The organism is Amycolatopsis sp. TRM77291, from assembly GCF_054166285.1.
Genome location: NZ_JBSZHF010000001.1, coordinates 3385419 through 3410385, shown reverse-complemented (window position 1 = coordinate 3410385; position 24967 = coordinate 3385419). Strand labels below are relative to the sequence as shown.

Here is a 24967-nt window from a genome sequence, read left to right as displayed (position 1 = left end):
GACCACGGAGTGCAGTGGTCCGAAGTGTTAGCGTGTTTTGGTGAGTGAGGCGGTTGAGGTGGCGGAGTCGGTGCGCTGGGCGGTGTCCCGGCTCGCGTCCAGGTTGCGGGCTCAGCAGTCCGGCGACACCCGGACCCTGACGCGGGTCGGCGCGTCCGTTCTGGCGAATCTTCGGCACAGCGGCTCGCTGACGGTCTCGGCGTTGGCGGGGATCGAAGGCCTGCAGCCACAGTCGCTGACACGTGTACTGAACTCCCTGGAAGAGGACGGCTGCGTCTCGCGTCGTCCGGACGAGCAGGACCGTCGTGCGCAGAGGATCTCGATCACCGAACGGGGACGGGCCGCGCTCCATGACCACGTTCAAGAGGGGAATCGCTGGCTCTCCGACGCCTTGGAAGCGGAGCTGACGCATGCGGAACGTGAGATCTTGCGGGTCGCCGCGGGCCTCATGCTGCAGGTCGCCGAGCACGGTGGGCAAGACAAGGCGGTAGTGGGCGCCCCGCCACCCTTGTAAAGGGTTCAGTCGAGGAACCGTCCGGCGAGTCTGCTGAACGGCGTCTTTCCGCGCTTGAGGTCCGCGACGGTGAGATCTTTGAGGTACGGTTCCCAGGCGTTCATCTCCCATAAGTGATGGCAGTACGCATCGGGGAATTCCTCGTCACCTTCGTCGAAGAGCATGCTCAGCCCTGGGGCGTTCCACGAAGGCCAGAAGAAGCTGCGGTGTCCCTCCACGTGCACCAGATCCGGATGACGATTAGCCAGCATCTCCGGATATCGGACCGAGTACTCGTCCCAATGCTCGTCATAGCCGGTCGAACGGAAACCCGACCAGAGCGATTTCGCCGGATCGAGGCCATCACGCCACGTTCGCATGAACTCGGCGCCGGGCTCGGCCAGGATGACGGAGGCGCACAGGCCGTCGCGTCGAAGCGGGCCGCCGGGTGTCGCCGGGTCGATGGATTCCTGAGCGCCGAGGACCACCTGGTGATCCAGCAGCGGAGTGAACGGGCGGACGCACAGGACGTCCAGATCCAGGTAGATCCCTCCTCGCGCACACAGGATGTCGAGTCTCGCCACGTCCGCACGGTGCGCGACGTGCTCGATGGGGACACCGGCCACGGCCGTGGGCGGCTCCAGGTCCACCAGTTCCAGATAGGGGAGACTCCGATCCCACCACTCGCCGGACGGCCGGTGTTTGCAATGCAGGTAGATCTTGTCCGGCCGGTTGACCTCGTACGCTGATCTGACGGCGAGATGGTGTACCAAGGAGAACGGCTTTCCGCCGAAGTCGGGGGACAGGCCGAAAACGAAGTGGATGACGTTCGGTATCACGATCCGAACGGTGACAAGCACTCCTTGAGTGCCGCTGGACCGCGGCCCGGCCGCATGCGCTCTGGTGATTCTCAAGCGCCACTGCCTCGTGATGAGCTGTTGTGGAGCCATGCGGGTAGCTCTGACCACTCTGGGTTCACGCGGCGACGTCCAGCCGTTCGTGACACTGGGATACGAACTGCGTTCCCGCGGCCACGAGGTCCGGGTCGCGGCTCCCGCCGACTACGCCGACATCGTGGCCGAGGCATCCTTGGACCATGTTCCCCTGGGCGGCGCTCCCAGTGAGTTCCTGCCAGGAAAACCGTGGGATTCGCTCGGAGCTCCCGACCTGACGGAGAAGGTCCGGCACACCACATCGGCCGTTCGGCTGAGCCGAGCCCTCCACGTCCTGCCCCAGCGTCCTCGAGAAGACCCCCTCGGCCTGGTGACGGCGATCCGGACCGCGACAGCGGATGCCGATGTCGTGGTCAACGCCATCCTGACCCGGCCGGTCCACCTCATGACAGGGGACGAGACCCCTTGGGCGGGTCTGTCCGGTTGGCCCCATGCCACGACGGGAGCTTTCCCTGCTTTCGGCGCGCCGCGGTTACGCCTGGGCAGTACGTACAACCGGCTCACCTACGCGGTGCGGTCCCAATTGGAATGGCGTTGGGCACGCCGCGCGGTGAACAACCACCGACAGGCAGCCGGGCTCGCGCCGTTGGGGCGTGTCTCGCCCTTGCGCGGTCTGGGCGTTGAGAACCCGCTGTTCCACCCGTTCAGTCCGAGCATCATGCCTCCGGTACGCGATTGGCCAGAGAACAGCCACATGACCGGGTTCTGGTTCTGGGACCGCCCGTGGCATCCACCGCGTGACCTGGCGCGATTCGTGGAGACCGGCACACCGCCCGTGGTGCTCACCTTGGGCAGCATGTGGCCGATCCACCGGAACTTCGATCTCCTGCGCATGGTGATCGATTCCGTGACCGCATCTGGCCGACGGCTCGTCTTCGTCGGCGAACACGAGGATGGGCTGCCGCCTCACGTGTTCCAGATCGACGAGGTGGACTACAGCTGGCTGTTTCCCCGCTCGGCGCTGGTGATTCACCACGGCGGCCCGGGAACCATGGGCGACGCTCTTCGCGCGGGCGTGCCGCAGGTCGCGGTCCCGGCACTGGTGGACCAGCCCTTCTGGGCACGGCGAATGTACGAAGTCGGTGTGGCCGCCGCTCCTGTCCCTTTGCCGGGGATCGCCGCCGAGAACTTGCACGCCTCGATCACCGTGGCCCTTTCCGACGTCCGACTCAAGCGAAGGGCGATGCAGCTCAGTGGCTACGTCCAAGCCGATCGCGGTGTCGCGGCCGCGGCTGACCTGCTCGAGGATTGGGTCGACAGTCGCAAGTCGGCTCCGGCCCCGGTCGCCAGGGCGGGCTCGTGAAGGCGGCCGAAGGCAATCTACGAAGGCCGGCCCTTCTCGCTGTGTTGTGCGCGGCCCAGTTCGCCGTGATGGTGGATGTCGTCGTGGTCAACGTGGCGCTGCCGTCGATCCAGGGCGAGTTGGGCGTGCCGCAGGGAACGCTGCAGCTGACCGCGGTCTCCTACACGGTCGTCTTCGGCAGCCTGCTCATCGTCGCGGGCCGGGCGGGAGACCGGTTCGGACGTCGCGGACTACTTCTGTGCGGTCTGCTCGTCTTCACGGTGGCGTCCGGCCTGTGTGGCCTGGTTGACGAGGCATGGCAGCTCTTCGCCGCTCGTGCCGGTCAGGGAATCGGCGCGGCGATGGTTTCCCCGAACGCGATGGCGCTGCTCACCTCGTCGAGCCGAGAAGGCGAGCAGCGCGACCGAGCGCTCGGCTTCTGGATCGCCGCCAGCGCGGGCGGCGCGATCGCGGGCCAGCTCCTGGGCGGTGTGCTTACTGAACTGGCCGGCTGGCGCGCGATCTTCCTCTTGCACGTGCCTCTCGGGGTGCTTGTGTTCGTCGTGGCGCTCCGGTTCCTCCCCAGCGGAAAGATGAATCGCTCGTCGACGCTGGATTTGCGCGGCGCCATGCTGCTCACCATGTCACTCGCCGCCTTGAGTCTGCTGCTGGCCGGCGTGACCAAGGACAGCACCATCGCGACCGTCATGGGAATCGTGGTCCTGCTCATCCTCGTCTCAGTGCTGTTTGTGGTCGAGCGAAGGCATCCAGCGCCGGTACTACCTGGGGGGCTCATCGGGCGTCGCCCGGTCCTTGTCGCCAATGTCGTCCAAGGTCTCACCGCCGGTGCCACTACCGCCGCCATCTACTTCACCACGTTGACCATGCAGGGAGCCATGGGATACGGCCCGCTGCAAACCGGCTTGGGCTTCGCACCTGTGACGGCGATCGTGCTTCTGGTCTCTCCCCGTGCGGGCGCGCTGGTTTGGCGTCTTGGTGCGCGGAACATGCTTGTCCTGGGTACGGGAATCGCCGCGGTGGGCATGGTTCTTCTCGGGAGCACTGCCACAGCCTTCGGGAACTACTGGGCGGGGATCCTGCCCGGATTGGCCCTCGTCGCAGCCGGCAACGGATTGTCGTACACCCCGGCGTACTCGGTCGCCACCGCAGTGCCAGAAGGCGACCAAGGAGCAGCCGCGGGCTTGATCAGCACGACTCAAGAGCTGGGAGCGGCACTAGGACTTGCAGCCGTCGCGCCCGTGGTCGCGATCTTCGTCGGCGCCGAGACGACTGACTTCTCGGTCGGCTACCTGGTGTCAGCGCTGATGGTCATCGTGGCAGGACTCCTGGCCCTGGTGATTCCGGCCAAGTCCAAGCCGCTCGTGCAAGCCGACTGAGCAACACCACTTGCTCACCACTGTGCACCGCGTCCCACAACGGCAAGGCGGGTGAGTCGACCGCGATGCGGAGCACGGCAACCAGAGTTCAAGTTGCGGGTTTGGACATGCCTAAAGCTTCGGTGGGTTCGCAAAAGTACGCCTTCTGCCGGGAGCACCGCTCCAGCAGCGGACGAATCCCGCGCGACCCCACGAGTCTGACTCTGGCATCCGTCGTGCGCCCGCCGTCTACTCCGGTCGAAACGCCGAAGAGCGGTGGTGGAGCCCCAGAAAATGAAGAAACCTTCACTCGGTAGTGTTGAGTGAAGGTTCTCGCAACTGGTGAGATCTCACCTAAAGCGGTGTCCGAGGGGCGAGTTGCTCACTATCCACACGCCTTTGGCTGAAGTCGTGATTGGTAGTTGAGTGTGTTTGTAGTCGGCAAGTGAGTACTTCCATGTCAGGAAGATCGAACTAGCTCCTGACCAGGTGTTTCTATGCCTCTGCAGGCCTTCGTCTCCCGTTCCTCCTAATTATGAGCTTTCGCGCCGTCAGCGCTCGACGGGTTCGGGACGGTTGAGCTCGTCCGCGAGCCCTTCGACGGGCTTGGTGAGGTATGGGTCGCGCTCGATCCACCGTTTTCCTTCTGCGGCGATGCCTTCCAGGATGTGCAGGGTGTGGGTGAACCCGGTGACGTCGAGGTTCATCTGTGCGACCACGTGCGGGCTCTCGTCGGGGGCGGTCTGGTCGCCGGTGGGGTCGGTGATGTGGATGCCGCGAGGTTCGCCGTTCGTGAGGGTGAGTTGGAGGTCGCAGCTGAGGTCGGTCGGTGTCGCTACGTAGACCGAGGAGACGGCGTCGAAGCGGAAGTTGTTGCGTTCGATGTCGGTGAAGGTCAGGTGCTCGAAGTCGATCGAGGTGCCCAGTTCACGTACGCCGTCGAGGGTGATGAGGAAGAGGCGGATGTCGTACTTCGCGTATCGTCGCGGGCCACCGCGGACGCGCGCGTGTTTGCTATCCTTGACCGGTGTCTGAAGGACTGCGTGGGTGAGCACGTCACGCCAAGCGAGACGGTAGTGGTGCAGTGCCCGTTCGACGACGATCGTCTTGTCGGCGGTCAGCCACGTTTCCATTTCGGTTTCCGATGGTCGGAGCGCGTCCAGTTTTTCTTTCCAGCGCTGATACTCGCCCTCGCGGGCCTGATGCACCTGCTCGCGTTCGAGCTGGTCTTCCGCAAATCGTCGGCGTTCGCTGATGATGTCCGACCAGCCGCGGAGTGCGTACGCCGCTCCGAGGAGCATGACGAGAGTCGCGGCCACGGTGGCCAGGAGCTCGGTTTCGAGCGCCGCCGAGACGGCGTAGTAGGCGAGGCCGAGAAAGGCCATTGTGGACAGTGTGCAGACGATCTTCGTGGAGACGGCGACCTGGTACCTTTCGCGGTACGCGAACAGCTCACCCTTGTGCCACTTGTCGCGCACATCTCGCGCGAGGAAGCGGACGAGCCACTTGACCCGGCCGGCGGGGATTCTGCTTTCGCGGTAGAGATCGACGATCTCGTTGCGTAACCACGATCGGATACCGGCGGTTGTCCTCGTCCAGTGCGTGCGATCCATGCCCTTGGGTGGGTATCGATTGAAGTAGTACTCGAACTGCCGGGTCACGCTGGCGGCAAAGCCCTGGTCCGAGGTTTCTGTGGTTCCGCTCCGGCCCGCGTATCGCCGTTCGTGCTCGGCGAGGCGTCCGCTGAGGTAGTGCCATTGGAGTCCGCTCCGGATCGCGAAGCACGCTAGGGCGAGCGCGGCCAGATACGCCACTATCGGCAGCGGTCGTGCGGTCAAGAAGACCGCTTTGGCCAGGTAGCCGGCGCCGAGGACAGCCGCTACTGTGGCGAATCCGGCTCGGACGCGATCGCGTGTCGTGCTCGTGGCGGGTGTCGGCTGTCGGGTTCGCGGGCCGATCGGGGATGGCTCGAAGTAGGCCCAGACGCGGTTCTGCCGGTCGTGGCTTGTGCGTGTTTCTTTCGCGTGTCGACGGATGTCCGCCCAGAACCGGTCTTTCAGGCCGCCGGTGAGTATTAGGTCCAGGTGGTGGATGACCTGCTCGCGTTGCGGTGACGGCAAGCCGGCCAGCTGCGTGAGCGCGTGCTCGGGATCTTTGTCGGTGCCGATGAGGCAGTCGAGCAGGTCGTGTACTGCCGAGAGCGAGCGCGTCCACTCGTCGCTTGGGAGGTCGGCGCACCAGTGTATTTCGGATGCCAGGCGCTGTCGTTCTTCCGGGGTGAGATCGCGGTAGGAGCGTTTGCTGAGCATCGCGAGTACCCAGTGGAACCTGACTTCGGCGTTGTCGTATCCGTGGGCGCGTGCTTCGTCGATAAGTTTGCGAGCGCGGGTCGGGACGCCGTCCTGCAGATACGCGACGCCGACCTTGTACTTTTCCTCGGGTGGAGCGTCGGGTAGGACCTGATAGACCGTCGAATTGTGGATTTCACCGGCCTGCATCCCGACCGTCGAGCCGGTTTCAGCTGTGAACGTGGACTGATTCGGTGGGATCACAGGAATCCCTTCGCCGCGGCCACGAGCGCGGCGATTTTCGCCGCGGGACCGACGAGTCCCGCGATCAGCCCGCCGAGCCGCTTGAGTGCAAGCACGAAGGTCTTTCTGCCCTCCGGCGTGTCGGACGCGATCGCCTTGTCCGCGATGTCGAGTTCACCGCGGGCGGCTTCGTAGATGTCGTCGTCGAGCTGTCCGCGCGAGTGCTCCCGTTCGAGATCACGGCGCAGGCGCGACAACTCGGTCGCGAAATCCGGGGTGCCCTCGGAGCGGGAGGAGACGTTCTGCACGACAGTGCTCCCGGTGATGGTCCCGGCCTGCATCCCGACCGTGCCGGTCCCACTGATGTGGACAGTACGCGGCCCGCCCGAGGCGTTCGAGTTCCGCATGGTGGCGTGTTCCCCTTCCTTGAGTAGCTCGGTGGCGAGGTGGGTCGCGAACGCCGCGGCGTTCGCGGCGGCCCGTGGTTGCCAGTTCCGGTCCGCGGCGGAGTTCTTCGTTCCGTCGGCCTGGTCACTGATGCCGCGCACGATTGCGACGTGGGCGCCGTTGAGGTGACCGGCCTGCGCGACGCCCGCGGCTTCCATCTCGATCGCGAGCGCGTCGTTGAAGTGGTCGCGAATCCATCGCGCCTCGGCGGAAATGGTCGAGTTCTGCACGATCTCACCGGCGGCGATGAGGCCGAAATGGGCATTCGTGCCGTCGGGTACGTCTCGCGTCCAGTCGCCGATACGTGCGACGTGCTGCGCGATCTGGGCCACCTCGTGCGAGGTTTCCCACGTCCTGGGGCGGGCCTTGAGGCCATCGTCCTCGCTGGTGCCGCCGTGGTAGGCGTAGACGTGAGTCGCGAAGACGACGTCACCGAGCGGAGTGCCCCACAGGGCGCCGGCGACACCGACGAACATCAGGGTGGCAGGGGAGAAGTGCGAGATGGCGCGTTCGGCCAGCACCGCGGCAGAGTGGTTTCCTTTGCCGGTGAGGCCGAGCGCGACGCGGCACGATGTACCGCGAATGGTGCCGACCTCGAAACGGGTACCGCGATCGTGCCGGTCCGGTCGCAGGTTTTCGAGCCGGTTTCGGACCGCCTCGTACTCGGGATTCAAGGCGGTCAGCATCACCACCAGGTCGTCGGTCACGGGTTCCCCTCTCGTGTTGTCGCCGTGGCGGGTCGTACCAGTGGCGGGTGAAGTGTCGTGCGATCACCGGCCTTGAACAGCCGGGCGGGACGGCCTTTGCCGGTGCGGCGTTCGGCGCCGGCGGGCACGATGAAGCCGGTGACGGCCTGGACCTTCCGGTAGAAGTTCCGCAGATCGAGCGGGCAGCCCCACACGGCCTCGTAGACCTGCTGCAGTTCGTTGATGGTGAACGTCTCCTGGCAGAAAGCCGTTGCCAGCGCCGAGTGTTCGAGCTTCGATCGCGCTCGCTCCAAGCCATCACCGAGGATCTCGGCGTGGTCGAACGCCAGCCGAACCCGCCCGCGCAGGATGTCCGGCACCGGCGTCCACGCCGCGCGGGCTGCGTCAGTGCCCGCCAGTGGTTCCGGGAGACCGGGAGCGATGGCCAGGTACGCCACCGAGATGACACGGCCGCGTGGATCGCGGTCTGGGGTTCCATAGGCACCCAACTGCTCCAAGTGCAGTTGTGACGCATCAAGATTCGCCTCTTCCCATAGCTCGCGATGGGCTGCGGCGAGTACGTCCTCCCGGTCGTTGCCCAAGAAACCGCCCGGCAGCGCCCAAGCGCCTTGGAAAGGCTCGATGCCCCGTTCGATTAGCAACACGTGGAGCACCGACTCGCGCAAGGTGAAGATCACCAGGTCCACGGCCAGCAGCACCGGCGGGGGAGTCCAGTCGTCATCCGGCATGTCCCTGACCGTATTTACTGTCATGTAGACAGTAAATACGGCGTTCGGGTGGTGTCTGATCGGGAGCGTGTCGAAGGGCTCTTGTGGCGGCGGCCCTCGTGTCCGCCGGTTTTCTCCTCAACCGTCCGCAAACGCCGCCGCGCCGGATGTTGCTCATTCCACGCTGGTCGCGGGGGCTGCTTGTTCAGTTCCCAAGAGGTTCGACAGATCGGTCGACGCGGTCTTGTGCTCCTCGGTATCTCGCTTCGAGTCAAGGATGGGTCGGTGCGTCATGGGTTTCCGACGGGCGGTGCGGCGGGTGCAGGCAGGTCGAGTGCGCGTGCAAGGGCCGCGATGACCGGGACGGCGGCATGGCGGGGCAGGTTCCTCTAGGCCCAGTCGGCTGCCAGCGCGAGGAAGCCTGCGAGGTCATGCTCGGCCCCAGCGAGGAGGTGTCGGAGATCGGTGGCAGGCAACTCGATCACCGGGCTGGCGCTCTGCTCAGCGTCAACGGTCAACCGGACGGTAGCGCCGTGGCGTTCGGCGCGCGGATCTGGCCTGTGCCCGAACCAGACCTGGTCGTTGTCCTCGAGGACTTGGTGCCACTCGCGCCAGTCCTCCAGGCCGTTGCAGCAGCCCGGCATGAACGCCACGCCCGTGGCACTGTCTGTCACCCGCAAGCCGCCGGCCGCGAAGAGGATGTCAAAGGTGAGCAGGCCGTGCAGGAACGACGACCCCAGCGGGTCGGCGGGACGGGGCGGGCTGACGCCGTCCTCAGGGTCGATGTCGTTGCAGCCGGCGCTGCTCTTCACGCTGTACCGACCTCGCGGGACGTGAGCTCTCCGCTGAGCGGCATATACCCGAACGATTCGACCTCGGCGACAGGCCAGAGGGCAAAGCCGCCTGTCGCGTGGGCCTCCAGAACGGGCTGCATCGTGATCAACCAGGGAGTATCGCGCGACCTCGTCCAGTCTCGCCTCGCAATTACGTTGTGCGCCAAGCTTCCTGACTTGTCTGAATTGACATCGGCATGGGCGGGTGGTCGAACGAACGTGCGCTTCGTGGTAGATGGGGGATGTTCGTTGAATCATGATCGCGGCCGCAGGCTCGGCGTGTTCCACTCCTCCCCCTGGGGGGACTGTGTTGTGTGTCTTGAGTCCGTACACCGCAGAGCGTGTCGAGCCGGTCGTGGTGGCGGAGATGGCTGGCGAAGGCTTGAATCAGAGTTCTCCCACCCGGAGTACTGGCATTCCTCCAACAGGCTGCCTTACGGCTACTCGCCCAGCGCACCGGACAGTGAGAAGGACCCGGCGGAACTCCGACTCCTTGAGTGGGTGGACGGCAGGGCGATGTGCTGCGACATCATGTTGCACATCTTCGTCAGAGACCTCGCTGGTCGGCCTGTGCTGGGCAAGCCGGCGCAGCGTGTTGCGGTACGAACCGAGGGCTGGGTGTTCGCCGAGTTCCAGGCTCCACCTTCAGCGAGCCTGCTCGGTCACTTGGAGAACGCGGGCCGTTGCAATCCGCGTCAACGACTACGCCTATCTCGACGCATCGGCGATGGCAACGTGGAACGCCGCCCCGGACTTTCACGTCCTCGAGTAGACACCCCGTCATCCCACCAGCTCGAAACCTCGGCGACGACACCTGCTCGCTCTCACCGCTGGCGATAGCTAAACCGATCACTGGACCTTCGGGATGCCTGCGGTCAGATCTACGTACGCGTACGGGAACCAATGGGATGCCGTCGGGAAACGTTTCCGTTTCTCAATGGTCCCAGATCAAGGGAATCCGTAGTGCGTTCAGTTTTACTTTGTCGTCGGACCTTCAACTGTTGACAGTGAGACTTTCTGGTTGGTAGACAGACTGTGTTGGTTCTCAACCTAGGGGGCTGGGCGAAACACTTTGTATTTCAGCTACTTCAAGTAAGAGCTGCGGTAAGCCGGTGGCCGCTTGGCGGGTCATTTTGTGCAATCAATTTCTGTGCTCGGCGTACGAGTGGGCTGGTCAACTAGTGACTGTGCCGGCGCTGGGCGGCCGGGATTGAGTGTATTGCAAGCCCCCTGTGAGGCGCTTCGTTGCTGTGTCATCAGGGCTGATCGCTGCGGCGTGCGCAAAAGTTAGTTGATCGATGTGTTTTGTCATGATAGCCGACTGGCAAATGCCGCCTTTTGCGGATTTGTGAACCTTTCGAAATTGAGGGTTGGAGTTGTATGAAACCGCATGGTTGGCGACGGATTTTGTTCGTCGCAACGGCTGCTTTGACGTTATTCGCTGGTGTGATTCCAGCGAGTGCGGGGGCAGCGGGGCATGAGGAAAGATCCAGGCTGCTGACGTACATGATCACCGATCCGGCGCTTGTGAACAACCCGGCTAAGGTGACGGAGGTGCTCAAGCGGGACGGCGACCTGGACGCTCTCGGGTTGAAACCGGATGCTGAGGATGTCGACAGGTCGAGCAGGCGGACCGCCGAGACCGAGGATCCCGGCTACATCGTGGACAGCGCCGAGTTCGACAACGGTGCCAAGCCTGAGAATCCCTTCCGGTACATCGAGTACCCGGACTGCCGGGCGAACGACGACGCTGCCCGGCCGATCGGCTGGATCAAGAACAGGTTCTCCTACTGTCAGAAGTTTCTGTTCCCGATCTCGTACTACGACGTCACCACCGGCCTGACCAGTACGGCGACCATCCAGAACACGATCATCGGGTACGGGAAGATCGGCCCCTATCCCGGGCACGCCACGCGACGCTTCGCTGACTTCCGTTTCACCGCGGAGGTGCTCGAACCCAACGGGATCTTCCTTGACCCGCGCAGCGAGATGGAGATCGCGGTCAAGTGCGCCGGTGAGTACCGGGTCAACATCGGGCTCGGCAACTCCCAGGCCTGCTACCCCAATCCCGGCCTGGAGCGGCATGACAAGAGCTTCATCGGATGGGGCCTGGACCCGAAAGCCCACTACGAGCTCTTCTCTGAAGGGCAGCCTCCCGGTCCGCAGTACGGGGAACAGATCGCCCAGGGAGTCTTTCACTTCGAGTACGACTTCGACTTCCCCGGCGTGAACACCGACCCCAGCAAGAAGAGCTATGAGGGTGGGCTGCGTTTCGATAGCGCCGACTACCTGTGGGACAAGCAAGGCAGCATCTTCGACCGCGCCGTGCCCGGCCTCGGCTACTCGAAGAGCGATCCCAAAGTGTCCCGCCACGCCAAATTCGTCGATGACGCGCGCGCCAACCCCGGCGCCTCCTGGCCTCCGAAGGCGGGCAAGAGACTGCTCGGTGGGTCGCCGCTGCATGCCGACTCGCTGCACCGGGTGACCAGGTCCAAGGGTCATGACATCGTGCTCGATCGCAACAACGCGACGGCGCTAGCCGCCTGCCGCCGGCCGGGGATGCCCGCTCCGCTGCCCGAGGAGGGGCCCGATTTCGACTGTGACGAGTACGCCTACGCCTCCACCTACGAGGGAGCCGCTGGGTGGCGCGACCCCGGAGGCATTTTCGATCCGAACAAGTACCGAGACGAATTCGCCGTGCGCTGGGTGAACAGGCAACACAATTCGGAAGCCGGCAACCGCTTGCGCTCCTTCAATCAAACCCACCGGATCCTCGACGTGGACCGCCTGATTCCGCAGTGGAACAAGGTCCTGGACCCGAACGACCAGGAACGCTTCTGGGTTCCGATCACGCCCTAGAATCGGGCACGCTGGATTCATGACCAGGTGAGATGCGCCCGGCATACCGGGCGCATCTCACCTGCGCAGAGCCCCGGACGTAACGACGAGAAGGTGGGTATTCGTGACCGCACCGGTGAACCAGCTGTGGCAGCAGATCATGAACCTGCTGCGGGAACACGCCCCGGCCACCGCCCGCGAGATCCGGCCTCCCGGCCCCACCGGCGATATCCGGGAGCTTCAGCGCCTCGTCGGACTCGCGCTCCCCGATGACCTCGTCGGCTGGTGGACGCTCATGGACGGCATCGTCGATCGCTACGACCAACGAGCTGGGGACCTGGTGCCGCCCGCTTTCGTTCCCCTCGCGGTACGACGAGTTCGCGAGGAATACCGGCGGATGTCGGAGTCCGCCGCCACGGACCCGACATGCTGCGGCCCAGGCCAGGTACATCAGAACCAGGCAGGCGATGACGGAGGCCCGTTCTGCACCGCGCTTGTGCCGATCTGTCGTGATATCACCGGCACCACCCTGTGCGTGGATCTGCGTGCCGGGACCGACCACGGCATGGTCATGACGTTGGCGCCTGGTGACGGTTTCAGCGCGACGCACTGGGGAAGCGTGACCGAGATGCTCGCCGAGATCGCTGAACGACTGGACGCCTACGCCCGTCAAGCCGAACTTCCCTACGGCGAAAAGCATCCTACGGTCAACGACGAGGGCATGCTCCAATGGCCATAAGAGAACATGGCTGAATCGCGCAGGCAATAGCCTTGCGCCGAGACCAATCCAGCCCGCGCGAAAACGACCTCCAGGGACCGGTACGACGATGTGATTCACCCGGGACCAGCTCCGGACGCGTCGGGAGAACGCAGCTACCTGTCTCTTGGGCAGCTTCCCGCCGGGACCACCCCGCTCGGTACCCTCGCGTGGCATATGGCTAGGTCCTGTGGTCGTGATACGCCATCGGCCACGTTCAGGTGCTCGCCTAGCTGGGGCTGAGGTTCATTGGCGCAGTTGTCCTCTGCGGCAAGTCTTTCACTCGTCGCAGGCGACTTTAGACAACACGTAGTTCGGCTCATGGAAGGATGCCGGCTTCGTGTAGGCGTAGCGCAGTGAGTGCAATGCCAGTGGTGCCGGTTGCGGTGACCCATAGGAGTTTGAGGACCTTGAACGCGTCGGCACGACGCTGTTTGTCGTGACAGGAAATGGCGACGTGTGCTGAATACGCGATGAGGACCGCGATGAGCACCGCATAGCCGCCGACGAACCAAGCCCACATGGGCTTCCTTTCGTGGGTGGCGAACCGCGGCACAGACGTCGTCGTGTCGCTCACCAGCGCGCGTACTGTGGCGCGTACCGGGCCGGTGGCGTTCGATGACTGTCCGCGCTGGGGTTCGCGAGGGTCATCGAGGCTTCAGACGCCGACCAGTGTGTTGAACAGGGCTTGCGTTTCGGGGTCGGTCGAGTACAGGACTGTTCCCTGCATGCCGCGGGTCAGCAGCACTTTGTAGGTGTGTTTGATGAGCCGCTCGAATTCATCCGCCTTGGCGCGGGCGACGACGGTGTCCTTGCTGGCGGAGGGGTCGGCTACCCAGTGGTCAGTTCGCCAGACCAGGTCGGGGCCGAAGAGCACGCCGTTCCAGTCGTATTCGAAGCCTTGTGCGGTGTAGATGCAGCCGACCTGGCCGAAGCCGGCGGGATCGGTCGCCCACAGCTGGGAGGGGGGCGCGCCGTTGACCCCGCGGTCGCCCTTGACGTTCCAAGGACGTTTCCAGGATCCGATGACGACGTCGTCGACCAGGCCATCGCTGGGGTGGGCGTCGCTCCAGGGCCAGCAGAAACCGGCGGTCATACGCGCGCCGAAGCCTTGGTCGAGTTTCGTGGCGAGGTGGGCTTCGAGGGCGGCCGGGCTGTCGGCGACGGCCAGTTCGAATCGGTCGTCGCTCTGCCACGAGGCGGGAGGGTTGCCGGAGAGGCCCAGCAGGTCCAGGACCCACTGTTCGTAGGTGCGGCTGCCGCCGCAGCGGAACTGACCGTCGAGATCGATCCGCCGGACCGTGAGGCCCTTCTCCTCGGCCTTGGCCCGGATTTCGTCGTAGGAGCCGAGTTCGCCGGGCCGGACAACCTGATGCTCGTCGAGTAGGAAGACGGGTACGCGGGCGGCGTCGATGAGTTCTTCGACCTGGGGCTTGGTGCTGCGCTTCGCGGCCGGGGTGTAGCGGTTGTTGGAGGTCTCGCGAATGCGGTGGGCTTCGTCGTTGATCAGGACCGTCAGGTTGTTGTGTCCCGCCTGGGAGAAACTATTGAAGTACTGGAATAGCTTCTGCACCCGGGTGGTGCCTTTGCCCGCGACCTTGCGCAGGGTGGTGGTGAACGACTTCGACCCGGTCGCGTGGATCGCGCTGTAGCCGTTCCGGAAGAGCTCGCCGAGAAGTTCGAGCGCGATGACGCTCTTGCCGGAACCCGGGCCACCGTTGACGATGATGACTTCTTTGCTGTCGGCGTCGTGGGCACGCCGGACCGCTCGCAGGACCATGAGGTAGGCGACCTGCTGCTCGTCGAGCAGTACGAAGCTGCGCTGGTGCTTGATTTCGTCGGCGGCGACCGCCATCAGCTGCCTGCTCGGCGCGATCCTGCTGTTCGCGAGGTCTTCGGCGGCCTGGACACCGGGCTTGGGGGCCAGGCGGGTGTTCAGGAACGTCCGCAGCGCGGAGCGGTTCGACGCGGTGAACATCTGCCCGTACTGCCGGGGCGGCAGCTCGAGCAGCGACGCGACCCCCGCGTCGTCGGCGTTGTGCAGGTAGGCGACACCGACGACGTCGTCAGGGCTGCCGTGCAGCACACGGGTGAAGTCGACGAGGTACTCGCAGTACTGCTCGACCTGGGAGACCGGGTGCAGCAACGCGCGCTTGGCTCCCGGCACGGTGCACAGCCGGGGTTCGTCCTCCTCGACGGTCGCACTGCTCCACTGTTTGAGCTCCACGACGACGTAGGACGACCTGCCGGTCCCGGGATGGACGCCGGCGAGCACGACATCGGCGCGGAGGCTGGACAGCGGCAGTTGATACTCGACGAGCATCTCGACCTCGCCCAGTCCGCACTCCACGAGCTCCTGCGCGAGCGCCGGCAGGCTCAACCGCCAGGAGCGCTGCTCGGAGACGGACGGGCGGAAACCGTACTTGACGACGAACTGGGCGGTGAGCTGATCGGCGAGGGTGTCACCCGCGGCGAGCTGCAGAACGCTCTGCGCGGACCTGGAAAGCAGGAACGACGACACGACGGAACTCCCATACATGTGTGGCATGTCCGCGGGCGAACCCGTGGAAGCCAGGCGGCTGTATGGCGATCAAGGTACAGGAGTTCGTGGCCAGCCCGGAGATGACCCGCCGGTTCGCGCGCGGTCGTCGCGAAATTTGTCATCGCCCGGGTACATCAAGGCCACGTTCTGCGCTCGAAGTGCCTCGATGACGCTGGATGCGGGTTCGGCCACGGAGCAGGACTGCCAGTTCGGCGCAGGGTTGAGGGGCCGTATCACAGATGAGCCGCTCCCTGATGGGGGAGAGGGCGCTGAGGTACGACAGTTCTCGATCACGAAGTCGGCGTGCCGCTTGACCAGCCCCGCTGCGGTGCCGTCGGACATCAGCGTCGAGATGTCGGCAAAACGGGTGCCGACGCCCGGTGTACCGGCAGGTCGCGGGGGTTCGTTCACCTGCGGATTTCAGCTGTGCGTCGGTTGCTGCGCCCGGCGATTGGCAGGCCGAGCGGAGTGGAACCAGAGGCCGTCCGGTTTATGCTGGTCAGTCAGCTGAGGGAGGTCCACGCATGTCGACGCTCGTTCGGTACACCCAAGGTTGCGAAGAGGAACGACTTCTCGACCTCGCGAAGCTGAACGCTGCGGATTTCGCGCTGATCTCCTCATTGCACGGGCAAATCGGCCGTAAGGATCGAATTCTGCTGTGTCAGCAGGCTTTGGAGCGAGAGGGTCGCGACGGTGGTGGCGACGACGGTGCGGCGATGTACATCAAGAAGATCCGTGATCGCTACTGGGCTGTGCACTTCCCGGGAAGCGACTGTGCCGCCGAGCACGCGGTCGAACACGAATCGGATGAGCACCGCTATCAGAAGGACTATTGGCAACGTGCCGCGGAAGATGCCGGTTTCAACGTCACGCAGGAGCGCAGCACCGGGCACGGCACGATCCTCGACGTCGCCATCGAAGGCCCTCGGCGTACCGGCATCGAGGTACAGCGCTCGTCGATCCAAACCAGGTCGGTGAAAGCCCGCACGACGAAGTCGTTTCATGGGGGCTGGCTGCCGGTGTGGTTTCTTGATTCCGACCGCCCGTCGCCGTGGTTCTTCGAGGTGCCGAGCGTCGGCAGCAACCCGCGCCCATGGAGTTCGATGCCGCCGCGGCGTGCGGCCACCGCGATCGGCCCGCGTCGATTGGTCGCGACGCGCTGCACCATCGCCAACATGGACACTTGCCCTGTCACGACCGGCAAAAAGCCGAAACGACCGTGCGGGCGGTTTCATCCCATCCCCGAGCCTTGGGGAGGGCTGACTGTCGACGATGTAGCCGGCATGGTCCCAGCCCGGGAGATCGTTCCCATCCGCGATTTGAGAGGCAATGTCCGCCTCATACCGCACTCTGATCTTGAGTTGTTCCGCGAACTGACAGGGACACTCGGCGAGTACGAGCCTGACACCCGGGCTCGGCGAGGCGGTCGTGCACCACGCACAACCGCGTGCGCCAATCCGCACACCTCGCAGGATCTCGCCGTCGAGGTCAAGATGTGCTCGAAGTGCGGCCGTTCGTCAGCCGGTCCGGGCGGAGTGCTTTGCCTGCGTTGCTACGACGCTATCGCCGGTCTTCCGGCCCGAGTGTCGTACGACCTTGCCAGACCGCCTAGGAACTGAAGCCGGCGTGTGCTTGCTGTGGCCGGTTGACGAAGCGGCGTATCTCCCACCCCGTGAGCCGAATAGGTGCACCCATGGCTGATCGCCGAGACTGGGTGTTTCCTCCCGGTGTTCGTTTGCGTGTCGTGCAGCTGGCCAGAGGCGGTGGCTCCGTCATTTCTCGGGTACGACGCTGCGAAAGCCCTGTTCGTCGGGGTGGATAAGGGTCACGCCGTGTGCATGGAGGACCTCGATGATGCTCGGCGCTGGACGGTCCGGGAGAAGCACCGCCAGTTCGGCATCGGGCTTGATGTGGTGGTGATAGTCCAGCAGTTGCCCAAGCGCCATGCGGACGTCCTGCCGACTGTTGGAGGCTTTGGCTTCGATGAGCGTGTTCGCCGCCGGGTCGAAGAGGTCGCAGACAAGCCGCTCACCGGAGGGCAGCAGCGCGCTGAGGCAGCGCAGCTCGTTGTCCACGAAGCCCTCGTACTGCTTCACCAGCTTCGCTTCAGGGAAGCCAATCTCGCGGGGACCCGAATGGTTGTTCGCCGTTGTCGCCTCGGGGATGCTGCCGACCGGGCGCGAGGTCACCACGGTCTTGGCCGGCTCGGTGCTCACCGGTCGGCTCGCGTTCCCCGCTCGCAGCTCGAGCGAAGCCCATTCACCGGGCTCCAGCGGGATCGGGTTCGCGGTGCCGGGCATCCGGATGATCAGCGCGCCGGCGAAAGCCGGATCCGACACCAGCTGCTGTCTGGTGATCGGCCGGTCGAACAGGAAGCGCTCCAACCGCACGTCGATCACCTGGCGCCGCTCCGGACGACGGACCCAGTACTCGTCGAAATCGCTGGTCGGGTAGGGCTCCGAAATGAGGGTGCCGAGTGCGCAGACGCCTCCGCCAGGACCTGAGACCCACAGCGCGAAGCTGTCGCCGATGTGAAGGTCGTCGAGGTGCCGGTCGACGGTCCAGGTAGTCGAAGTCTCGGCCTGTCGCTCCCGCCACGACCACACGTCCCATTTCTCAGGGTTGCACTGCAAGATCCAGTGCCGGGGCCGCCGGGCTTCGCTGTTCGCCACGAGGTCGGCCACCGAGCCGTGTTTCTCGGCCGATACGAGCGTGAGGCTTCTCAAGGGGAGCGTCATGCCCAGCGGGGACAGAATCTGTTCAGCGGGGATCGGATGCTGGAATTCACGGACGTCGCCGAGAGCCATGATGTGTTCCCACGTATGACCTTCGTCGTCCGTTCCCCAAACCCTCTCCGCGACTGAACGGTTGTGGAGAAGATGCTTGATGGTGGCTTCGGCGATGAACGTCTTATCCGCGTAGAAGAGCACACGATCGCCGGCTGTGCGTTCTCGAAGCGCGACCGCTTTCGCGTTGCTGTTCGACGTTGTCGGCGTGGAGCCCCACAGTTTGACCACGCCGTCCGGGTACAGAGCGGTGAGCGCGGCCAGGTCGGTGCCCAGGACGTCCGCGAGGTCGGCGAGGAGTACGCCGCGGCGGACGGATCGAGCGAAGTTCGCGGGGCCGTTGAGCTGGGCGCGGCCGCGGGGCTGCAGTACCAACTGCCTGTCGTTCATGATCCGGAGAGTAGCGGCGGACACCGACAAAAGTGGCGTGATCAGGAAGTGCCCTCCGATGGGGGAACCAGGCTCGTCAAGAACTTCTGAGTCTTCGGGTCGACGGAGTAGAGGCGACAGCCGAGGCTCGCCCGGGTGGCGAGGACCCAGTAGGTGTTCGTCGCCAGCCGCAGGTAGTGGTCAGGGTCGATGTCCTTCGGGATGACCGGATCTTCGTTCGCTTCGAGGACGGCGACCCAGCGGTTGCCGCGACGGACGAGGTCGGGACCGAGGATGACGGCGCCGTAGTCGTATTCCAGGCCCTGCGCGGTGTAGATGCAGCCGACCTGGCGAGCACCACCGTCGTCGGTCGCCCAGAAGTGGGTCTTCGGGACAGGCCCTTCGTTGTCCTGGAGTTCTCGCAGGGCGTTCCAAGGCATCGCCCAGTCCGGCCGAGGCGAACCCCACGGGAGTGTGACGTCCGTGGCAAGCTTGCCGTCCTTGCCAGGGTTTTTGGTCCAGGGCCAGCAGAAGCCCGCGGTGATGCGGGCGGTGTGCCCGGCACGGGTGTGGTGATCGACCCAGTCGCTGAGGACGGCGGGTGTGGGGGAGACCGCCAGGTCGTAGTCCGACGGTGTCCATGGCGTCGCCTCGCCGTAAAGCAGCTGCTCGAGCCATCCCAGGTATTGCTGGGAACCGTTGCACCGGAACTGGCTGGCCAGCTTTACGTGTGTGACCTCGGCACCGGCCTGGGCCGCCTGGTGTTCCAGTTCGGTGGTGGTGAAGCCTTCGCCTGGCCGGACGATCTGACGTTCGTCGAGGAACAGGACGCACACCCTCGTGCGGGCGAGCATCCGTTCGACCTGCCGTTGGTTCCGGCGCAACCGCTGTGCTTCGTCGACGATCGGCACCACGGCGTTGCCCGCGTGCCTGACGAAGTTGTCGACGTGGCCGACCAGTCCGTCTGCGCCGGGAGTGGTGATCGCGCGTTTGAGCTGGTGGTGCAGGGTCCCGGACGGGGTGAAATAGCACCCGTAGACCTTGTCGCCGACGACGCTACGGATGTCGGCCACCAGTCGGATCGCGATCACCGTCTTGCCGGTTCCCGGGCCTCCGGACACCACGATCAACTGCTTACGAGGCTCCGACCGGGCACGGCGCACCGCGTCCAGTACCTCCAGGTAGGCGTTCTGCTGAGCGCCGACCAGGCGGAAGACCGGCTTACGCTTCACCACATCGTTGACACGTGTGAGCAGCCCACCCGACGGCTGATGGCGGGCCGTCAGAAAACTCTGGACCTGGACGTCCTCGGGTGCCAGAAGGTCGTTGGCGCCGAACAGCTCGGCGAGTCCCGGCGGACTGGGCGCCGGCCGGACGTCGTCGCGCCCGAGGAGTGACACGTCGCTGCTGCCCGGGCTGTTCGCCACCGCCTCACGCAGTGGGCCCACCACGTCGCTGCCGGCGTCGTGGAGAAAGGCGACGGCTCGCGTCTCCAGCCGAAGCTGGGGTTCGTCGATCCAATCGTCGAGGTAGGTCCGGTATCCCGCGGCCTGGCGGCTCGGGTGCAGATATTTGACGCGGCGGACCCAGGTGAACAGCGCTGTGGTCGAGTCCAGCTCCGTCCACTGCTTCAGCTCGATCACGACCGCGGTCACTCCGCCGTCGCCGCGGGAACCCAGCAGCAGGGCGTCGACTCGCTGCCCACTGCCCGGCAGTTCGTACTCGAAGAACAGCCGCAGATCGCCGAGCCCTGCTTCGGTGAGCGTGCGCAGCAGCGCCGGCCAACTGTTCTCCCAGCTCGACCGCTCGGACTCGCTCAGTGGCCGCCGATACAGCATCGCGAACCGGTCCTCGGCCGTCTTGACGAACTGCGCCACCGACGCCTCGATCGCGTCGGCGGCCTCGGCGACCGACCCCCCATGAACGAACATGATCACAGAGGTACCAGACGACACCGACGAAAGCAGCGCCCCCGTCCGCGTCACCTGACGTATGTCTCCATCATGGGCCATGAGACCGAACCCTGGTGAGTTGAACCCGCAGTGTGAACCCGTGACGGTTCAACTCCGGTATTTGCCCAGCTCTGGGGTAGTGACGCAGCAGCTACCTGCTGTGCTGCCGCCCCTGGCGGTACCCGGTCAGTATGCCTGCAGCGCCGTCACGAGCTGCTGATGGTCGACGCTCAAGGACTCGGCCAGTGCGTGGATCCGCGCCGGTACTGGCTCAAGGGGATAGGCCTTTCCTCCCTGCGGAAAGCCCTCGTCGCCGGCCAGCATGGAGAACGGGGTGCTCATGGGGGCCAGTTCGTAGACGCGCCATCGGCGTGCGGTGGACTCGGCTATGGCAAGCATTTTGCCTTCTCGCAGGATCACGGTGGTTTTGTGCTCGTTCCGTGCGAGTACCGCGGACGGTGTACGGACGAGAGTCGCGGCTCTGGCCGCGACACGTCGCGGGTTGCGGAACGTGCCGTCGATGACCCATACGCCGTCGAGCAGTTCGGCGGGTAGGTCCTCTTGCTCCAGCGCGGCACGATCTTCCGCATATGGATCGTCGGCCGTGGTCGCGGCGAGGTCGATCACGCCCTTCACCTCGCTCCACGTGGGAACCCGTGCATAGGGCTTGTCCGGAGCGTAAAGGTATTCGTCCGCGAGCTCCGGGTCTGCGTAGGCCACCAGCTCTGCCGTACCCGCCCAAGCCGATTTCGCGATGACGTCGTATTCGCCGCCACCGTGCAGTGTGGCGTCCTGAAGCAAAAGGGCCAAGCATGCGGACATCAGCGAGCTCAGAAAGTCCAGTGCCTGACCGGGGATGCTCGACTGTTCGTCGGCATCGGGAACAAGTGAGCACGTGAGGTCGCGGAGTTCGGGTCTCCAGCTTTCGTCCCTGCCCCAGACTGACGCGGCGAGGAGCACCAAGTAGGTGCGGGCGACGAGCATGCGCAGTTCCAAGGGAGGTCGGGGAACGGCCGTCGCCGCCTTCGTCCATCGGCGCGCCCAGGCTCGATACTGACTCCTCTGCGACGTGGGGATGTCCGGCGCGGTGCGGCGAGGCTCGGCTGGGGTATCGGCCAGATCCTCGATCGTCTCGTCGGACTCTCCCTCGGTGATCTCCGAATCGTTGGCTTCGGGGCCGACCGCCCACTCGGTTGCCATGGTAGCGGGACCGACGAGAGCGCCGGGGAAAAGCACACCCGTGAGGTGGGGGCCCAAGCTGCGTTCCACGGATTCCAGCCAGATGCCCCAACGATCGTCGGAGTCCGAAGCAGATGCCGTGACTGCCGCCGTGCGAAGGGGGGCCGTGGCAGTGGCCGCCTTGTGTTCCTGCACGTGACCGAGGAGTCGCAGCAGGTCGGCGTTGAACCGGCCTGCCAGGACCTTGTCGGTGAGAACAGTGTCGTCGTCGCCGACGAAGGTGATCCGAGGCTGGTCGGAAGTGTCGGTGCGAGGGCGGCACCGAACCGTATCGGTGAGGAAGACGACCGGTGAGACAACTTGCCGGTCTCCCACTCGGGTCTTGGCACGAACGGCACCACCGAGCTGTTCCGGCGCGATGAATTGCACCCTCTGGAGGGGGGAACGGTCAGGGGTGAAGACATGCAAGGCCGTCCACGTGTCGGGGGAGCCGTTGGGGGATGATTCAAGGGTGATCGGCTTGTGGGTGGTGGTGATCAGCTCGACGGTGATCGTGTGCTGGACTCGTCGCGCGCCCAGGACGACGAGCGTCACGGTGGGGTCGGCGCGCAGGTCGGCAGGGATCGTGTTCTTTTGGCTGAGCGTGGACCGGTCCACTGGTGCTTCCCAGGGCAGGAGCGATGTGGGGATCGGGGCCATGGTCACGAGTTCGCAGTTGCCACCGTCCACCGTGGTGGTGAGCAGTGCCGCGGCGCTGAGGTTCGCGCTGCCGGTCATGGCCGTCGTCGTACCGCCGACCCTCCATTCCACGAGTTTGCCATGCCGGGTTCGGTTCTCGTCGAGGAAAGAGAAACCGGTTCGTGGCACGGAGGACGTGGCCTCGATCAGGGCTTTACCGCAGTACTGGGAAAGGCTTTCCTGGAGCGCTATGGAGAGTTCGTCAGGGCGCATTCTCCCGATCAGCGCCCCTACCGCGCGGGCACGCGCGTCGAAGAACGGCGCGGTCATCCGCAGCGAATCCACGGGGCCAGCCGGAAGCTGGTCGATCAGCGAGCGTCGGAGGTTGCCGAGAACCCGGACTCCCGGCAGAGAGTCGTCCATCTCGGACGGCGTGATCCAGTCCGCGATGAGCGCCACGGTGTCGCCGATCCAAGACGGCATGTCAACGACTCGTGGCAGGTCGGCGAGCCACGCCCCGAGGTCATGCAGAGCCCGTGGCCCCGTCCGGCGGGAAGCCCGGATCACGAGCCACAACTCGTGGTTGTGGCCCCAGCCGGACATGGTCGGGTTGCCCGATCCGATGGCTACCCAGACGTCGTCGTCGCCGGCAAGGACGACGAGTTTCGGGTGAAACGCTCCACCACAGTTCACCTGACCGTGTTGATAGTTCCGGCCCGCGTGCCGCACGTCGACGGCTTCGTGGACGGCTTGGGCTGCGTCGCCGAGCACCGTGATCCTGGCACCGAGTGAGCGTGCGATGGAGACGCAATGGCGTTCGAAGAAGACGAGATCAAGAGTGAAGCCGGTGACGAGAACCTCGCGCAACGGCGCACCGTCTGTGCGGCCTTCCCATTCGTGCAGGAGGGACAGTGGCGAATGGAACCGAAAGTTGGTCTGGCTCATGTGTGCAGGTCCAGCAATGACTCGGCCAGCGGTGTGATCACGAGGCTGTCGCCGCTTGGCTCGGTGAATCCCAGTTGCCCGGCCATGAACTCGAGCTGCTCGACCCGTAGTCCGACATTGCCCGCGCCCTCCGCACCGACCGCGTAGTACCGGCCATTCCGCTCGTGCAACTTGGTGAACAGCTTCATACGGCCATGGGTGTCGAACTTGAGCTTGCGCAGCGCGACTCGTCGGGATTGCGCGAGCATGTCGTCGACGAAGGAACGAGCGAGCTCGGCCATGGTTCCACTTGCGTGCTCGTGGTGCCGGTTCGCCACCCAATTCGGATCGAGGAACTGCTTCCGCTCGGGATATCGGCCGAGAAAGGCGGCGCGGCTGCGCCCGGTGAGCTGCTCTTTACGCCGTCCACCGGCCAGCAACACGGCGAGATCTGCCAGGACCGGCGGATGTTCCGCCCATAGTTGTTGCTCGGCTGGGCTCGGTTCGTTCTCGTCATCGACCAGAGCAGGCCAGCTTGCGACAAAGTCCTGCACGGTCACCGCGGTCGCCTCCGCCGAGATCCACTCGTGCAGGTCATTCTTCGTCGCCGAGCCGTTCTCACGGACCTCACTGACCAGATCGGCCCAGAGTCGCCGCCAGGCACCGACGGACAGTCTCCGGAGAAGGGTCCCCTGCCAAGCCGATGCTCGTTCCTCGCCGCTCAGCACCGGGTCGGTTCTGATTCGGCCGCCGTAAGCGACGCTGAGGTACAACGCGTCCGTCCAGGTGGAAGCTGTCGGCTCGAGTTGTGCGGATCTGGCGAGGATCCGCAGCGTCGAGCGCCGGGTCCGGTCGTCTCCCGTCCAATCAGCGGCGAGGTGGAGTCCATTACGGGTTGCGGTGAAGAGCTCTCGCAGTGGTTCCAGATCGGCGGTCCCGGTCGCGTCCATGGAGAGTCCGGCCAGGTCGACGGCTTCCTCCGGCCGAATCGGACGATCGGCCGCAGTCTCGAGCAGAGGTGCGTACATCTGCCGCACGGCAAGTGGACAGTCGCGACGACCAGGACGTAATGCGCCGTTCTCGACCGCTACTGTTCCCATGACGGCACTGGGTCCGTTGTACTGCGACCAGAAGCCCCAGGCCCGAGGCGAATAGGAGCCTCGGCCGAGTTCGGTGAGTTCGTCGATCTTGCCGGCATCCAGCAGCGATGCGACTCGGTCGCCGCCGTGCGCGGCGATCTCATTGCCGCGTGAGGCGAGCGCCAACGCGACCTCAGAACGTCGCAGGACCGTCCGACACTGCTCGGCGTCCCAACCTCTCCGCCCCGCGATATCCGCTAGCGCCCAGTAGAGGGAGTAGTAGCGCACCAACCTGGTCAGCGTCGAGACGCCGGGCACCAACGTGTCGACCATGCCCATCACCGATGACTCGACCGAAAGAGGGTAGCGGCCTCCTCCCAGGTCCAGGCCTGGCTCGCACCACGCGGGACCCGCGACCTCGGCATGCGTCGCAGTCATCCTGTCGCGCCCCCGAAACGTGCTCGCTGGATCATGAACACTCCGTCGGTGGTCACCGCTGTTTCGTTTCACGCGATCCGGCCGCGTGTCTGCGCA

General features: G+C 65.0%; 17 protein-coding genes. 6 read left to right on the top strand and 11 right to left on the bottom strand.

Annotated features, from left to right (window positions below; genetic code table 11):
- Window positions 1-40 precede the first annotated feature (40 nt).
- Complete coding sequence (locus tag ACXIZN_RS15915; protein ID WP_125737160.1) at window positions 41-514, top strand: MarR family winged helix-turn-helix transcriptional regulator; 474 nt, start codon at window positions 41-43, stop codon at window positions 512-514.
- 5 nt (window positions 515-519) lie between these two features.
- On the opposite strand, the gene ACXIZN_RS15910 is transcribed toward ACXIZN_RS15915, so the two are convergent.
- On the bottom strand, window positions 520-1332 hold the full coding sequence (locus tag ACXIZN_RS15910) for a glycosyltransferase (RefSeq protein ID WP_457955340.1): 813 nt from the start codon (window positions 1330-1332) through the stop codon (window positions 520-522).
- Between the two features lie 28 nt (window positions 1333-1360).
- Between ACXIZN_RS15910 and ACXIZN_RS15905 the strand changes: the two genes are divergently transcribed.
- Both ACXIZN_RS15905 and ACXIZN_RS15900 read left to right on the top strand, forming a co-directional pair.
- A complete protein-coding gene (locus ACXIZN_RS15905; RefSeq protein ID WP_457955339.1) occupies window positions 1361-2749 on the top strand; it encodes a glycosyltransferase in 1389 nt (462 codons plus the stop codon).
- Complete coding sequence (locus ACXIZN_RS15900) at window positions 2746-4125, top strand: MFS transporter (RefSeq protein WP_457955338.1); 1380 nt, start codon at window positions 2746-2748, stop codon at window positions 4123-4125. The genes ACXIZN_RS15905 and ACXIZN_RS15900 overlap by 4 nt, the downstream gene beginning before the upstream one ends.
- Before the next feature lie 530 nt (window positions 4126-4655).
- Here ACXIZN_RS15900 and ACXIZN_RS15895 read toward each other — a convergent pair.
- The 4 genes from ACXIZN_RS15895 to ACXIZN_RS15880 all read right to left on the bottom strand — a co-directional run bounded on the left by ACXIZN_RS15895 (window position 4656) and on the right by ACXIZN_RS15880 (window position 9308).
- Entirely contained in the window at window positions 4656-6656 is a 2001-nt protein-coding gene (locus ACXIZN_RS15895; protein ID WP_457955337.1) for a hypothetical protein, read from the bottom strand.
- Window positions 6653-7789, bottom strand: coding sequence for a 5'-methylthioadenosine/S-adenosylhomocysteine nucleosidase family protein (locus ACXIZN_RS15890; protein WP_457955336.1), 1137 nt, complete (start codon window positions 7787-7789; stop codon window positions 6653-6655). Before ACXIZN_RS15890 ends, ACXIZN_RS15895 begins: the two co-directional genes overlap by 4 nt.
- The gene (locus ACXIZN_RS15885) at window positions 7786-8517 is read right to left on the bottom strand and encodes an NUDIX hydrolase (protein WP_457955334.1); all 732 of its coding nucleotides are present in this window, start codon (window positions 8515-8517) and stop codon (window positions 7786-7788) included. Before ACXIZN_RS15885 ends, ACXIZN_RS15890 begins: the two co-directional genes overlap by 4 nt.
- Before the next feature lie 368 nt (window positions 8518-8885).
- Complete coding sequence (locus ACXIZN_RS15880) at window positions 8886-9308, bottom strand: hypothetical protein (RefSeq protein WP_457955333.1); 423 nt, start codon at window positions 9306-9308, stop codon at window positions 8886-8888.
- Window positions 9309-10835: 1527 nt separating this feature from the next.
- On the opposite strand from ACXIZN_RS15880, the gene ACXIZN_RS15875 reads away from it, so the two are divergent.
- A complete protein-coding gene (locus tag ACXIZN_RS15875) occupies window positions 10836-12188 on the top strand; it encodes a hypothetical protein (RefSeq protein ID WP_457955332.1) in 1353 nt (450 codons plus the stop codon).
- Window positions 12189-12291: 103 nt separating this feature from the next.
- Window positions 12292-12906 carry an SMI1/KNR4 family protein gene (locus ACXIZN_RS15870; RefSeq protein WP_457955331.1) on the top strand — a complete coding sequence of 205 codons (615 nt, stop codon included), beginning with the start codon at window positions 12292-12294 and terminating at the stop codon, window positions 12904-12906.
- Between the two features lie 337 nt (window positions 12907-13243).
- Here ACXIZN_RS15870 and ACXIZN_RS15865 read toward each other — a convergent pair whose 3' ends face one another.
- Both ACXIZN_RS15865 and ACXIZN_RS15860 read right to left on the bottom strand, forming a co-directional pair.
- Window positions 13244-13501 carry a hypothetical protein gene (locus ACXIZN_RS15865; protein WP_457955330.1) on the bottom strand — a complete coding sequence of 86 codons (258 nt, stop codon included), beginning with the start codon at window positions 13499-13501 and terminating at the stop codon, window positions 13244-13246.
- Between the two features lie 81 nt (window positions 13502-13582).
- A complete protein-coding gene (locus ACXIZN_RS15860) occupies window positions 13583-15445 on the bottom strand; it encodes a DNA/RNA helicase domain-containing protein (RefSeq protein WP_457955329.1) in 1863 nt (620 codons plus the stop codon).
- Between the two features lie 545 nt (window positions 15446-15990).
- On the opposite strand from ACXIZN_RS15860, the gene ACXIZN_RS15855 reads away from it, so the two are divergent.
- The gene (locus tag ACXIZN_RS15855; RefSeq protein WP_457955327.1) at window positions 15991-17085 is read left to right on the top strand and encodes a hypothetical protein; all 1095 of its coding nucleotides are present in this window, start codon (window positions 15991-15993) and stop codon (window positions 17083-17085) included.
- Between the two features lie 153 nt (window positions 17086-17238).
- Here the strand turns inward: ACXIZN_RS15855 and ACXIZN_RS15850 are convergent, their stop codons facing one another.
- The 4 genes from ACXIZN_RS15850 to ACXIZN_RS15835 all read right to left on the bottom strand — a co-directional run bounded on the left by ACXIZN_RS15850 (window position 17239) and on the right by ACXIZN_RS15835 (window position 24766).
- Entirely contained in the window at window positions 17239-18666 is a 1428-nt protein-coding gene (locus tag ACXIZN_RS15850; RefSeq protein ID WP_457960524.1) for an EVE domain-containing protein, read from the bottom strand.
- Window positions 18667-18683: 17 nt separating this feature from the next.
- Window positions 18684-20552, bottom strand: a complete 1869-nt coding sequence (locus ACXIZN_RS15845) for a DNA/RNA helicase domain-containing protein (RefSeq protein WP_457955325.1) — start codon at window positions 20550-20552, stop codon at window positions 18684-18686.
- A 207-nt stretch (window positions 20553-20759) separates the two neighbouring features.
- Complete coding sequence (locus ACXIZN_RS15840) at window positions 20760-23375, bottom strand: hypothetical protein (protein ID WP_457955323.1); 2616 nt, start codon at window positions 23373-23375, stop codon at window positions 20760-20762.
- Window positions 23372-24766, bottom strand: a complete 1395-nt coding sequence (locus ACXIZN_RS15835) for a hypothetical protein (protein WP_457955321.1) — start codon at window positions 24764-24766, stop codon at window positions 23372-23374. Before ACXIZN_RS15835 ends, ACXIZN_RS15840 begins: the two co-directional genes overlap by 4 nt.
- Between the last annotated feature and the right edge of the window lie 201 nt (window positions 24767-24967).